Genomic DNA, 13495 nt, shown 5'->3' with positions numbered 1-13495 from the left:
CCGCGCTTCCGCGCCCCCGCGGCTACCTGTGCAGCGCCGTCATCAGGCCGTGCATGTCGTCGATCATCGCAGCCTGGATCGCGTCGGAGTCGGGCTTCGGCGGATCGTGCGGGGGCGCGGAGCCGACCGGATTCCCGTCGCTGTCGACCGCCTCCGGGCCCATCGTCCACACGGTCACGTCCAGGGTGAACACGGCGCCCCCGTCCAGGACGGCGAGCCGCCACGCCTGCTCGTACTCGATCTCCCAGATCAGCGCCCGCTCCCCGAGCCCCGGCACCGAACGCGGCTCCGCGCGGTTCATCCCGATCCAGCCCGCGGGGGCCGGATCGGCGCCGAACTCCGCGGCGGGGTCGTTGCGTTTGTGCAGGGACATCGAGGTCTGGATCTCGTACGCGAGCCGGAGCTCCTCCGAGGGGTTCCTCGAGGTGCTCAGCCGGCAGTAAGCCTGGTCCACTCCCGGGTGTTCGAACAGTTTCGGGGTGGGGTCCCACTGGGGCACCTCGGCCAGCCGGGCCAGCGTGGGCAGCTTCGCCGCGTCGCACAGACTCGCGGGCAGCGCGTACCGCAGCGGCGGGCGGTCGTCCTGCGGGGTCACGGACCACCAGGCGCCCGCCCACAGCAGGGAGGCCGTCAGGGCTCCGCCGAGCGCCCAGCGCCAGGGGCGGCGGCCGCCGGGCACCGGGGACCCCGCGTGGCGCTCCTGCCCCGGGCCCCGCCCCTCCCCCGGCCCCTCCTGCCCTCCGGGCCCGTGCGGCCCCGGTATGCCGGACGAGCCGCCGTCGAACTCAGGCTCCGTTATCACCCGTACGTGTCTCCTCCGCGTCGAATGCCGTCTGGCCCACGGCCGTGGCCCCGTGCGGCCCGGGGCCGACCGGGGAGATCCCGTGGTGGAGCTGTTCTCGCGAGTAGGCCCTGAGATAACCGACCACGGTGTTGGTGACGGCGACCAGCGGGACGGCGACCACCGCTCCGCCGATGCCGGCGATCAGCCCGCCGGCCGCCACCGAGAGCACCACCGCCAGCGGGTGGACCCGTACCGCCCGGCCCAGGATGAAGGGCTGGAGCACGTGGCCTTCGATCTGCTGCACGGCCAGCACCACCAGCAGCACCATCAGCGCGGTGAACGGCCCCTGGGTCACCAGGGCCACGACCACGGCGAGGGCGCCGCTTATCACCGCGCCGACGAGCGGGATGAAGGCGAAGAGGAAGATGAAGACGGCGAGCGGCACGGCCATCGTCACGTCGAGGAAGTAGAGGCCGAGGCCGATGAACACGGCGTCGATGAGGGCCACCAGGACCGTGCCGCGCACGTACGCGGTCAGGGTGCGCCAGGCGCGCGGACCGGCGCCGGCCACACCGGGGCGGGCGGCGGCCGGGAGCAGGCCCGTGGACCAGGTCCAGATGCGCTTGCCGTCGTAGAGCAGGAAGAGCGTGGAGAACATCGCGAGCAGCATGCCCGTCAGCACTTCGACGAGGACCGTGACGCCCTGCAGGCCGGCGGAGGTGATCTGCTCGGTGTTGGTGCCGATGGTCTCGCTGAGGTTCTTGGCGATCTCGTTGATCTGCTTCTCGGTCACGTGGAACGGACTGTCCAGCGCGGCGAGTTTGAGGTCGTTGATGCCCTCGCGCAGCCGGGCGGAGAGGTCGTCGAGGTTGTCCATGACCTGCCAGACCACGAACCAGCCGACCAGCCCGATCACCACGAACCCGAGGATCGCGGTGAGGGCCGTGGCCAGTCCCCGGGGCATCCCGAGCCGGCGCAGCCGGACCACGAAGGGCTGGAGCAGCGCGGTCACCAGGAGGGCGGCGGCGAAGGCGAGGACGACCAGGCGGACTTCGCTGATCACCCGCATCAGGACCCAGAGCATCCCGGCGAGCAGCAGCAGCCGCCAGCTCGCCTCGGCGGCGACGCGCACGCCCCACGGGATGACGGAGACGGGGTCGGGGCGCAGAGGGGCGGCGTAGCCCGCGTGTCCGGCGCCCGGGGAGGCGGGGGCCGGGACGGAGGGCGCCGGGGAGGCGGGGACCCGGGAGGCGGGGGCCGGGGTACTCGCCGGGGACGCGGCGGGGCCGTGCCCGGGGACCCGCAGGTCGCCGGAGGTCTCGGCCTCGACCTCGGCGCGCCGTTCCGCGAGCCGGGCCTCCACGTCGCTCAGGCTCTTGCCGAGCCGGCCGAGCCAGCCTGTCTTCGCCATGTCGTTCCCTTCCCCCGCCCTGGACCGCGCGTCCGCGCGCCGGGGTACGCCTCGAAAGACCGTACACGCGAGGAGCCCCGCACCGTAGGACGGTGCGGGGCTCTTCGGGGTTGAGGGGCGCGGACGCGCACCCGTACCGGCGTACGGCCGCGGGCTAGTACCAGCCGTTGGCCTGGTGGAAGCTCCAGGCTCCGCACGGGCCGCCGTACCGCTTGGTCATGTAGTTCAGGCCCCACTCGATCTGCGTCGCGGGGTTGGTGCGCCAGTCGGCGCCCGCGGAGGCCATCTTCGAGCCGGGCAGCGCCTGGACGAGGCCGTAGGCGCCCGAGGACGAGTTCACGGCCTGGTAGTTCCAGGTTGATTCCTGGTTGATGATCCTGGAGAAGCACTGGAACTGCCCCGCCGGGACCATCTGCTGCGCGATCGCCTTGACCTGGGCGACCGTGTAGTGGGACTGGGGGGCGAAGGAGGATCCGTCGCGGGAGGCGGACCGGCTGGCGGCCTGCTCCTTCTCCTCGCGCTCCTTCTTCGCCTTCTCGTCCGCGGCCTTCTGCGCTTCGGCCTTCTTCGACTTGGCGTCCTGGGCGGCCTGGATACGGGCCGCTTCCTCCGCCGAGCGCTTGGCGTCCGCGTCGGCGGCGTGGGCGATGGAGTCGGCCTGCTGCGTCAGGGACGCGTTCTGGACCTCCGCCTGCTGGCCGACCGGGATGTCAGTGAGGAGGGTCATCCCGGACGCGGTCGTCTCGAGATCGTTCGAGGCGGGGTCGCCAGTGGCAACACCCACGACAGCGCCGACGGTGGTGACGGCGGTGGCCGAAGCCACCGCGAATCCCCGAACCGAGATCCGGCTCACACGGTTTCCTTCCAGCAGCGTCCGCAGTGACTGCGCGGGCGCAATAGTGCCCTTGACGCTGGCCTCCATGGTGGTGCGGTCACTGGAGGCGCGGGCCCGTGGGCAACTCCCTTGCGGGAGTGCCGCGTGATGCTCCGGGCGGCATACGGCCATCGATTGTGGAGTTAGCGGTGATGCGCGTATCTCACGGGAGATACAGGTGTGCCGTATGCGGGGCCTGACGGAGAACAGACTCTGCCGGACCCCGACGCCGCAGGGCAATTCTCCGTTGCGTGGGAAAGGTCACACCTGGCATGTCGCCGCTTGTTCCGGCAAACCCCTGTGCGTGGCGGCGCCGCCCGGCTAGGCTCTCTGGCCTTTGCCGGGCGGCGCCAACTCACCTTCCCGCTATGGGTGTTTTAGCTGTTTTGCGGCCCGCGCGGGCCGCCCGGCCGGCCCTATAGGTTCTCCAGCATCTCGGTGACCAGCGCGGCGATCGGGGAGCGCTCGGACCGCGTCAGCGTGATGTGCGCGAAGAGCGGATGCCCCTTCAGCTTCTCGACCACGGCGACGACTCCGTCGTACCGGCCGACCCGCAGGTTGTCCCGCTGGGCCACGTCGTGCGTGAGCACCACCCGCGAGTTGGCCCCGATACGGGACAGAACGGTCAGCAGGACGTTGCGCTCCAGCGACTGTGCCTCGTCCACGATCACGAACGCGTCGTGCAGCGAGCGGCCGCGGATGTGCGTGAGCGGCAGGACCTCCAGCATCCCGCGGTTGAGCACCTCCTCGATGACCGCGCGCCCGGCGACCGCCGAGAGGGTGTCGAACACCGCCTGGGCCCAGGGGCTCATCTTCTCGTTGGCATCCCCGGGGAGGTAGCCGAGGTCCTGGCCGCCGACCGCGTACAACGGCCTGAAGACCATCACCTTCTGGTGCTGCCTCCGCTCCAGTACGGCCTCCAGCCCCGCGCACAGCGCCAGCGCCGACTTTCCGGTGCCGGCCCGCCCGCCCATCGAGATGATCCCGATCTCGGGGTCGAGCAGGAGGTCGAGGGCGATCCGCTGCTCGGCGCTGCGGCCGTGCAGCCCGAAGGCCTCGCGGTCGCCCCGTACGAGCTTCACGTTGCCGTCGGCCGTGACCCGGCCGAGCGCCTTGCCGCGCTCGGACTGGAGGACCAGACCGGTGTGCACGGGAAGTTCCGCGGCCTCCGGCACGTAGAGCCGCTCCTCGGAGAAGAGCAGGTCCACCTGCTCCCCGGAGAGCGCGAGCTCGGTCATGCCGGTCCAGCCGGCATCGGTGATCGCGAGCTCCGCGCGGTACTCCTCGGCCATCAGCCCCACGGAGGAGGCCTTGATGCGCAGCGGGAGATCCTTCGAGACGACCGTGACGTCGTAGCCCTCGGCCTGGAGATTGCGGGCGACCGCGAGGATCCGCGAATCGTTGTCCCCCAGCCGGAAGCCCGCGGGCAGGACGCTCTGATCGGAGTGGTTGAGCTCGACGCGCAGGGTGCCGCCCAGATCGCCCAGCGGGATGGGTGCGTCGAGGCGTCCGTGGAGAACCCGGAACTCGTCGAGCAGGCGCAGGGCCTGACGGGCGAAATAGCCGAGTTCGGGATGATGCCTCTTTGCCTCCAGCTCGGTGATCACCACGATCGGGAGCACGACCTCGTGCTCGTCGAACCGCGAGATCGCGTTGGGGTCTGCCAGCAGGACGCTGGTGTCGAGGACGTAGGTCCGCCTGTCGGGCAGGCGGCTCTTTGTGCTGGTCACCACGGAAGGACGTACCCCCTCGGAAGAGGTCGGGCCATGAAGACCGGACCGGTCATCGGCACCCCTGCGCGGGCCGACTCCCGGCCCTCCACTCCGTCCGTGCGAACCGCACGTGCGTCCTGGTGCAAAGGGCCTCCCGGGCGGACGACCCCATGCCGTCCGCTGAGACTCGACACCCGTGGATCGGGCGTCGACCTGCAAGGGATATTCCCCGAATGGGTCCAGCCATGCCATGGCATATGACGGACGCTCGGTGAATCCCTGGTGAAGGCCGCGCGCGGAGGGTCCCGGGGGGCGCCCAGGGCGTACGGGAACACGCGTGCGGCGCGCCACGAAGGAGTCGGGGCGCGCCGCACGGTGCGGAGGAGGTGTCGGACAACCGCAGGTCAGACGCCGTAAGGGGGCCTGCCGGGCGGAGTCAGCTGCCGTAGCGCCGGTGGCGGGCGGCGTAGTCGCGCAGGGCGCGCAGGAAGTCGACCTTGCGGAAGGCCGGCCAGAAGACCTCGCAGAAGTAGTACTCCGAGTGCGCGCTCTGCCACAGCATGAATCCGGACAGCCGCTGCTCCCCGCTGGTGCGGATCACCAGGTCCGGGTCGGGCTGGCCGCGCGTGTAGAGGTGCTCCGCGATGTGCTCGATGTCGAGGATCTCGGCGAGCTCCTCGAAGGAGGTGCCCTTCGAGGCGTGCTCCAGCAGGAGCGAGCGGACCGCGTCGGCGATCTCCTGGCGGCCTCCGTAGCCGACGGCGACGTTGACGAGTATCCCGTCGACGGTGCGGGTGGCCTCCTCGGCCTCCTTCAGGACGCTCTGGGTCCCCGCGGGCAGGATGTCGAGGTTGCCGACGTGGTGGACGCGCCAGCGGCCGTCGGCGGCCAGGCCCCGGACGGTGTTCTCGATGATGTTGAGCAGCGGGCGGAGCTCGACCTCGGGCCGGTCCAGGTTGTCCGTGGAGAGCATCCACAGGGTGACGACCTCGACGTCCGTCTCGGTGCACCAGCCCAGCATTTCGGAGATCTTGTCGGCGCCGGCCTGATGGCCCTGCACCGTGGTGCCTCCGGACGCCTTGGCCCAGCGCCGGTTCCCGTCCAGGATCACGCCGATGTGCTTGGGCGTCTCGTCATGGTCGATGCGGCCTTCCACCCGGCGTGCGTAGAGCCTGTACACAGGACGGCGTACCAGGTCGCGCAGCTTCACGATCTTCCAGCCCCTCCGAGCGATACCCCCGTGCGGAATGCGGTGGTCCCCCCCAAGTCCACAGACCGCCACATTACTGCGCGACGGGATCCGGCATCCAACTCGGTCCTGTCACAAGTCCGTGATAGGGAGGACAACGTGACTGAAAACAATCCCTATCGGGCAGAGCCCTCGCGCTACGACTCCATGGAGTACCGGCGCACCGGCCGCAGCGGCCTCAAGCTCCCCGCCATCTCCCTCGGCCTCTGGCACAACTTCGGCGACGACAAGTCCCTCGGATCCCAGCGGGCGATCCTGCGCCGGGCCTTCGACCTGGGCGTCACCCACTTCGACCTGGCCAACAACTACGGCCCGCCCCCCGGCTCGGCCGAGCTGAACTTCGGCAAGATCTTCGCGCAGGACTTCGCGTCCCACCGCGAGGAGCTGGTCCTCTCCACCAAGGCCGGCTACCTCATGCACGAGGGGCCGTACGGGGAGTGGGGCAGCCGCAAGTACCTCCTCGGGTCCCTGGACGCCTCGCTGAAGCGGATGGGCGTCGACTACGTCGACATCTTCTACTCGCACCGCTTCGATCCGGACACCCCGCTGGAGGAGACCATGGGCGCGCTGGCGTCCGCGGTCCAGCAGGGCAAGGCGCTCTACGTCGGCGTGTCCTCGTACACCGCCGAGCAGACGGCCGAGGCGGCCCGGCTGCTGCGGGAGATGGGCGTGCGCCCCCTCATCCACCAGCCCTCGTACTCCATGATCAACCGCTGGACGGAGGACGACGGCCTGCTGGACACCCTGGAGGAGGCCGGCATGGGCTGCATCTCCTTCGTGCCGCTCGCGCAGGGCCTGCTGACCGGCAAGTACCTCGGGGGCAACCTGCCGGAGGGCTCGCGCGCCACCCAGGGCAAGTCCCTCAACCCGGACCTGCTGTCGGACGAGGTCGTGCGCCGGCTCAACGGGCTGAACGACATCGCCGCGCGGCGCGGGCAGACGCTGGCCCAGCTCGCGCTGAACTGGGTGCTGCGGGACGAGCGGATGACGTCGGCGCTGATCGGCGCGTCGAGCGTGAAGCAGCTGGAGGAGAACGTGGCTTCCCTGGCCGGCGCACCGCTGTCGGAGCAGGAGTTGAAGGAGATCGACTCCTTCGCGGTGTCCACCCCCGGCGCCAACATCTGGGCCCAGCGGGGCTGACCTGCGCCTTTGTCCGGCGCTGTGGCGACAGCGCCCCGGCGCCGCGCTCAAACGAAAAACGGGCCGGTCCGTGGGGGGGATACGGACCGGCCCGAGGGGGGGGTTCCACCATAACCCTTCGTAAAGCCTGCTGCGCGCATCAGCGCGCCACGACTACGCTCCGCAGCCGCCCGGCAGCACTCCGCAGAGCCGCAGCGGCCCCCACAGCCCTTGCGGGGCCCCGGCGGGAGCCCGTACGGACCAACCCGCGGCCGTCCCTCCCCCGGGGGACCCCGCCCGGTGCGCCGGCTTGACGCGGAAGCCCCGATCCGGGGGCGGCACACCCCCTAGGGTGGCCCGCATGGGGAACAGGGAGCGGTGGCACGACGGCCCGGGGACGCTCTGCGTGGAGCGGGGGCGGGCGGGGCCGCCGGAGGGCCTGGAAGTGCCCCCGGAGGCACCCTTCGAAGCGGCCCTGGCGGTGCCCCTGGAGGTGCCCCTGGAAGTGCCCCTGGAGGTGGCCGCCTCCTACCGGGCCCGTACGCGCGGTCTGCTCGGGCGGGACGGGATCGACGGGGCGATGCTCCTCACCCCGGCCTCCAGCGTGCACACCTTCCGGATGCGCTTCGCCATCGACGTGGCCCACCTCGACCGCCGGCTCACCGTCATCGCACTGACCACCATGCCGCCCGGCCGGCTCGGCCTCCCCCGGCTGCGCGCCCGCCACGTCCTGGAGGCCGAGGCCGGGGCCATGGCCGCCTGGGGCCTGCGCGTGGGCTCCTCGCTGCGCGTCCGTCTCACCGTCAGCTAGGCGCCACCCCGCACCGGCGGTAGGTTGGGGCGGTTGAGCTGGGGTGGCAGGGGAGCGGCATGACCGAGAACGCGCGCATCAAAGCGCTGGAGCAGATCATGCCGGCGACCCACGGAGCCGACGAGGACATCGACTGGCAGGCGGCCGAGGCCGTCTGGGGCAGCCGGTTCCCCGCCGACTACGTGGCTTTCATGGGCCGCTTCGGCGCGGGCTCGATCAACGGCGAGGCCAGCGTGCTGCTTCCGCTGCCCAAGCCCGGACTCCAGTGGGACCCGGCGCAGATGACCGAGGAGACGGCCAACGCCCGCCAGGTCTGGGAGGCGGAGGGCGGCCGGGCCGCCTTCGACGTGGACCCGGAGTCGATCCTCGCCTGGGGCGTCACCGGCGGCTCCGACATCCTCTGCTGGCTGACGACCGACCCCGACCCCGACCGCTGGCCCGTTCTGGTGGTCGGCCGGCACACCGCCGATTCCTTCGCGGTGTACCCGTACGGCATGGCCGAGTTCCTCTACCTGCTGTGCAACGACGAGTTCGACGTGAGCCCGGTCAGCATCACCTTCTGGGACGGCGGGCACCTCAGCTTCGTGCACTGGCAGAAGGCCCAGCGCCGCTGGCAGGAGGGGCGCAACCCCGAAACGGGCGAGCCCGATCCGTACGCGGGCGACTTCGCGGACTGAGTCCCGCCCGCCCCCCCTTCCGACCGTTCCGCCCGTTCCGCCCGTTCCGCCGCGCTCCATGGCCGGAAACGGGCGTTTCGGCATGTCTACGCGCGTCCGAATTGTTGATCACATATCGGAAAACACCATTCTGAAATGCCGCAGTTGGAGCATTGAACACAAGTGCCGACCCAATGGAACCAACCGCCCTCCCTCAGGAGAGAATTCCGGCCAACGGGCCATGGAGGGACACCAAGCCCGGAGCAACTCATAAGTAATAACGCGACTCAAAAGAAAATCAGGGGAACCCACCCGTGCGACGAAGAATCTTCAGCGCGGCCGCCACCACGGTCGTGCTCGGTCTGCTGATACCGCTGGCCGGCTGCGGCAGCTCCGGCGGAAGCGCTGATGACGGCGGCACCCTCCGCCTCGTCGCCGCCGAATACGGTGACACCTCGGCCAACAGTTCCAAGGATTTCTGGGACAAGGTGACGAAGGACTTCACCGCCTCGAACCCCGGCATCACGGTCCAGGTGGAGATCCTGCCGTGGGCCGACATCGACCGTGAAGTCTCCCGCATGGTCAAGGACGGCAACGCCCCGGACATGGCCCTCATGGGCGGCTACTCGGACTTCGCGGCGCAGGGGAAGCTCTATTCCGCGCCCGAGCTCCTCTCGGTCACCGCCGAGGCGAACTTCCTCCAGCCCCTCTCCGACGCCGGCTCCGTCCGCAACACCCTCTACGGCCTGCCCTTCGTGGCGAGCAGCCGCCTCCTCTTCTACAACGAGAAGCTGTTCACCGAGGCCGGGATCATCCCGAAGGACTCCAAGAACGGCTGGCAGCCCAAGACCTGGCAGGACCTGAAGGCCGCGGCCGTGGCGCTCAAGGCCGAGGGGGTGAAGACCCCCTTCGCCATGCCCCTGGGCCCGGAGGAGGCGCACGCCGAGGCGATGATCTGGGAGCTCAGCAACGGCGGCGGCTACGCCGACAGCAGCGGCAACTACAGCCTGGCCTCCGAGCAGAACATCATGGCCTTCAAGTGGATCAAGCAGAACCTGGTCACCCCCGGTCTGCTCGGCCCCACTCCCCCGTCGCAGCTCAACCGCGCCGACGCCTTCGCCTCCTTCGTGAACGGCGAGGTCGGCATGCTCAACGGCTACCCCCAGCTCGCCCACGAGGCGCGCAACAAGGGGATCAAGGTCGGCGCCGTCGCCATGCCCGTCTCGGACACGCTGAACACCGGACAGGTCCCGCCGAACGTGGGCGTGGCCGACTGGATGATGGCCTTCAAGCAGAACGGCCACCGCGAGGAGATCGGCAAGTTCCTGGACTTCGTCTACCGGGACAAGAACCTGTCGGACTTCGCCAGCCGCTACCACCTGCTGCCGTCCACGGTCTCGGCCTCCCGCACCATGGCCGGCTCCTCGGGCATGGACGAGAACGACCAGCAGTTCCTGAACGCCCTGCGCGGTGCGCAGCTCTACCCGGTCAACGACCCGTCCTGGGTGGTCATCAGCGACACCATCAAGCGCAACATCGGCCGTGCCGTGGACCCCGCCGGCGACCCGAAGGCCGTCCTGGAGGAGATCGCCGCCAAGGCGAACGAGGCCAAGAAGGCGGCGCGCTGACCCGGCGCGCCACCGACGGGGCACGGCTGCGCGCCGACCCGTCCACCCGGAAGAACCACCGAAGGCCCCGGTCGAAAGGGACCTTCGCCCCCTGCCGCACCTCACCCCGGGCGGCAAGATGGCTGGTACGGCTTTGATCCAAGGCCGAGGCCCAGTCGCCCGCGAGCGCCCACAAGGCGCGCGGGGCGGCCGGCCCACTTCCCTCTTCCTGCGCCCGCCCCGGCCCGGTCGGCCCGGCCCGGTCGCCCCGGCCCGGCTAGCTCGCGCCCTGGTTGCGCGGAGTGAAGGCCGTGCGGTACTGCTCGCAGCTGGAGTCCCACGGCAGTGACCCCTTGAGGGTGCCGTAGCCGGTGCGGGTGACCGACCACTCCACCGTGTAGGTCCCGGTGTCGCACGCGATGCGCTTGCCGCCCGGCACCTTCGTACGGCCCGTCGCGGGCCGGTTCTTGAGCTCCTGGTGCACCTGGGCCACCTCGGCGCGGCGGGCATCGCGCAGCACCGCGTGCAGGACGAGCACCTGCTTGCCGTCCTTCGTCGTCAGGATCTTCTTCACGCCCTGCGAATCCGCCACCGACCACGCGAACTCGTACCCGGGCTCCCAGGCCAGGGTCGTGGGGTCGGGGACCTTGCGCTCGTACTCCTCGGCGCCCTTGGGGCCGCGGCGGGTCACCGTCTTGTACTGGATCGAGGGATGGAAGCGGAACTGCGCCTCCACCTTGTGCATGTCGTCCTTGGTCCACATCGATTTCATCGCCTTCTCCCCGCCGCTCGGGTCCTGGAGGTACGCCGTACCGTCCGCGGCGGTGGCCGCGCCCGAGAGGGCCGGTGCGAGGGCCGCGGCTACGGCGGCGAGGACGAGGGCGGCGGTGCGGGTGCGGTTCATGCCCGGCCCAACGGGACCCTCCGGCGGGCCGGAACGACACCGGGCGCCCTTTCACCCGTACGGGATCGGACGGCGCGTCAGGCGCTGGGGCCGGTGACCACCGGGAAGCCGGTGGGGCGGCCCTGGTCCTTCAGCCAGGCCAGGACCTGGTCGAGGGCCGCGACGCTCTGGGTGCGGTCTCCGCCGCCGTCGTGGAAGAGGACCGTCGGGCCGTTGCCGATCTCGGACTTGACCGTGCCCACGATCGCGGCCACGCCCGGCTTGCTGAAGTCCTTGGTGTCGATGTTCCAGCCGAGCGGGCGCATGCCGACGGCGGCGGCCAGGGCCCGGCTCTCGGGGGTGAACGCGCCGCCGGGGGCCCGGTAGTACTCCACCTTGGCCCCGCCCGCGGCGTCCTCGATCTGCTTCTTCGCGTCGAGGATCTGCTGACGCTGGTAGGGAAGGGGCTTCTTGTCCATCCCGGTGTTGTGGTCCATGGTGTGGTCGCAGAGCCGGTGCCCGCCGGCGACGACCTTCTTGACCACGTCGGGGTGGTCCTTGGCCTGCGGTCCGATCATGCAGAAGACCGCCTTCACCTCGTACTTCTTCAGCACTTCCAGCATCTTCGGGGTCCACACGGGGTCGGGTCCGTCGTCGATGGTGATGTTGACCGCGTTGCCGCCGCTCTCCGACGCGTGGGCTATGCCGTCCGGGACCTGCCCGCCGGGCTTCCCGGGGGCCTGGGGTTCGCCGTCGCCGCCCTTGGCGGGGTCGTCGGTGCGCCGGGAGACGTTCTGGTGGTTGGTGTCGAGACCCGGGTCGACGAGCGCCGTCACCCCCCACGCGGTCGCGGCCACCGCCGCCACCGCTCCGGCGACGGCGATCCGTGCCTTCGTCCCCTGCATCCGCGTGCGCGTCATGAACCCCATGTGCTCTCTCAACTCCCCGAATCGACGTCCCCGTGTGAGCTCGCACTGGTCAGGACGCCTGCCGCGGATGCGGGGTTCCAGCCGAATGGCCCATAAATTACGGGTTGCAGGACTTTGGTCCTCCATCGTCCCGAATTCCGTCCCGCCTGAAACCGAGGGCGAGCGCACCGGCCTCATACCGGACATCCCGGTCCCAAGACCCGGGCCCGAGCCGGAGGTTCACCTACCCATGCGCAAGGCAGTGACAATCCACCCGTACGCACTTCCGCCCCTGCTCACCGCGCTGCTCGCGCTGTCGGTGACCGCGTGCGGGGCCGGCGGGGGCGCGGATGCCGCGCAGTCCGCGCGGCCCGCGGCCGAGTTGAGCCTCGTACCGGCCGACGGGGCGAAAGGCGTCGAGCCGGACGCCCCGCTCACGGCGCGGGTGAACCACGGCACGCTGACGGCGCTGACCGTGACCGGCCCCGACGGGAAGCAGGCCGAGGGCACGCTCGCTGACGGGGTGTTCACCCCGAAGGACGCACTGGCGGTGGACGCCGACTACCGGGTGCGGGCGACGGCCGCCGCACAGGACGGCGGCGGGGAGACCGTGTCCGAGTCCACCTTCCACACCCTCGCACCGTCCAAGGAGCAGACGGAGACGGTGACCGTGCTGCCCGCGGGCGGCACGACGGTCGGCGTCGGCCAGCCCCTCTCCCTGACTTTCGACCACAAGGTGAAGGACAGGGCCGCGGTCGAGCGGCGGCTGAAGGTGACCACGAACAACGACACCGAGGGCTCGTGGGGCTGGCTGACGGAAACCCTCACGGGCAGGGACCGCGTGGACTGGCGCCCGAAGGAGTACTGGAAGCCGGGCACCCGGGTGACCCTGGAGGCCCCGCTGTCGGGCGTGGCCACGGAGAGCGGCCGCTACCTGACGAAGTCGTACACGACCTCCGTCACCATCGGCCACAGCCAGCTGGCCAAGGTCGACATCACGGCCCACAGGCTGACGCTGGAGCGCGACGGACAGGTGGTGAAGTCGATCCCGGTCACGGCGGGCGATCCGGCGAAGACGCCGACGTGGAGCGGGAAGATGCCCTTGATGGCCAAGGAGGGCCGGATCAACATGAGGGCCGACTCGGTCGGCCTGACCGGATACGACCAGTGGGTCGACAAATCGATGCGGCTGACGGTCTCGGGCACGTTCGCGCACCAGGCGGAATGGGCGGAGAGCTACATCGGCTCGGCCAACAGGAGCCACGGCTGCATCGGCATGAAGACGGCGGACGCCGCGTGGTTCTACGCCCAGGCCCAGATCGGCGACGTCTTCGACGTCACGGGCGGCAAGGAAACGGTGGCCCCCGGCAACGGCTTCGGCGAGTGGAACCTGTCCTGGCCGGACTGGCAGAAGAAGTCGTCCCTGAGCTAGCCCGCCCCGCCTGACCGTCACCCGAGCCACCCCCTAGGGCACTTGGGGC

12 protein-coding genes are annotated in these 13495 nt (G+C 70.5%); 5 read left to right on the top strand and 7 right to left on the bottom strand.

Annotated features, from left to right (window positions below):
• Positions 1–22: 22 nt before the first annotated feature.
• The 5 genes from ACWCP2_RS20540 to ACWCP2_RS20520 form a co-directional block, all read right to left on the bottom strand.
• Positions 23–802, bottom strand: coding sequence for a hypothetical protein (locus tag ACWCP2_RS20540; RefSeq protein WP_450910022.1), 780 nt, complete (start codon positions 800–802; stop codon positions 23–25).
• Positions 786–2195: an AI-2E family transporter gene (locus ACWCP2_RS20535; RefSeq protein WP_450910021.1), complete on the bottom strand. Its 1410-nt coding sequence runs from the start codon at positions 2193–2195 to the stop codon at positions 786–788. The genes ACWCP2_RS20540 and ACWCP2_RS20535 overlap by 17 nt, the downstream gene beginning before the upstream one ends.
• A gap of 154 nt (positions 2196–2349) precedes the next feature.
• Complete coding sequence (locus tag ACWCP2_RS20530) at positions 2350–3048, bottom strand: aggregation-promoting factor C-terminal-like domain-containing protein (RefSeq protein ID WP_450910020.1); 699 nt, start codon at positions 3046–3048, stop codon at positions 2350–2352.
• Between the two features lie 437 nt (positions 3049–3485).
• A complete protein-coding gene (locus ACWCP2_RS20525; RefSeq protein WP_266880864.1) occupies positions 3486–4802 on the bottom strand; it encodes a PhoH family protein in 1317 nt (438 codons plus the stop codon).
• Positions 4803–5217: 415 nt separating this feature from the next.
• Positions 5218–5991 carry an isoprenyl transferase gene (locus ACWCP2_RS20520; RefSeq protein WP_399376611.1) on the bottom strand — a complete coding sequence of 258 codons (774 nt, stop codon included), beginning with the start codon at positions 5989–5991 and terminating at the stop codon, positions 5218–5220.
• Between the two features lie 138 nt (positions 5992–6129).
• Between ACWCP2_RS20520 and mgrA the strand changes: the two genes are divergently transcribed.
• The 4 genes from mgrA to ACWCP2_RS20500 all read left to right on the top strand — a co-directional run bounded on the left by mgrA (position 6130) and on the right by ACWCP2_RS20500 (position 10244).
• Positions 6130–7170, top strand: a complete 1041-nt coding sequence (gene mgrA / locus ACWCP2_RS20515) for an L-glyceraldehyde 3-phosphate reductase (RefSeq protein ID WP_450910019.1) — start codon at positions 6130–6132, stop codon at positions 7168–7170.
• 340 nt (positions 7171–7510) lie between these two features.
• Positions 7511–7960 (top strand): DUF192 domain-containing protein, encoded by a 450-nt coding sequence (locus ACWCP2_RS20510; protein ID WP_450910018.1) that lies wholly within the window; start codon positions 7511–7513, stop codon positions 7958–7960.
• A gap of 59 nt (positions 7961–8019) precedes the next feature.
• On the top strand, positions 8020–8637 hold the full coding sequence (locus tag ACWCP2_RS20505; protein ID WP_450910017.1) for an SMI1/KNR4 family protein: 618 nt from the start codon (positions 8020–8022) through the stop codon (positions 8635–8637).
• A gap of 293 nt (positions 8638–8930) precedes the next feature.
• A complete protein-coding gene (locus ACWCP2_RS20500; protein ID WP_450910016.1) occupies positions 8931–10244 on the top strand; it encodes an ABC transporter substrate-binding protein in 1314 nt (437 codons plus the stop codon).
• A 256-nt stretch (positions 10245–10500) separates the two neighbouring features.
• Here ACWCP2_RS20500 and ACWCP2_RS20495 read toward each other — a convergent pair whose 3' ends face one another.
• Both ACWCP2_RS20495 and ACWCP2_RS20490 read right to left on the bottom strand, forming a co-directional pair.
• On the bottom strand, positions 10501–11127 hold the full coding sequence (locus ACWCP2_RS20495) for a hypothetical protein (protein ID WP_450910015.1): 627 nt from the start codon (positions 11125–11127) through the stop codon (positions 10501–10503).
• Between the two features lie 77 nt (positions 11128–11204).
• On the bottom strand, positions 11205–12026 hold the full coding sequence (locus ACWCP2_RS20490) for a polysaccharide deacetylase family protein (protein ID WP_450910014.1): 822 nt from the start codon (positions 12024–12026) through the stop codon (positions 11205–11207).
• Between the two features lie 238 nt (positions 12027–12264).
• Here ACWCP2_RS20490 and ACWCP2_RS20485 point away from each other — a divergent pair, with 238 nt between their 5' ends.
• Positions 12265–13446, top strand: coding sequence for an Ig-like domain-containing protein (locus ACWCP2_RS20485; RefSeq protein ID WP_450910013.1), 1182 nt, complete (start codon positions 12265–12267; stop codon positions 13444–13446).
• The last annotated feature ends 49 nt before the right edge of the window (positions 13447–13495 follow it).

It is taken from the genome of Streptomyces sp. NPDC002104 (assembly GCF_053593795.1).
This window is presented reverse-complemented; position numbering and strand designations above follow the sequence as displayed.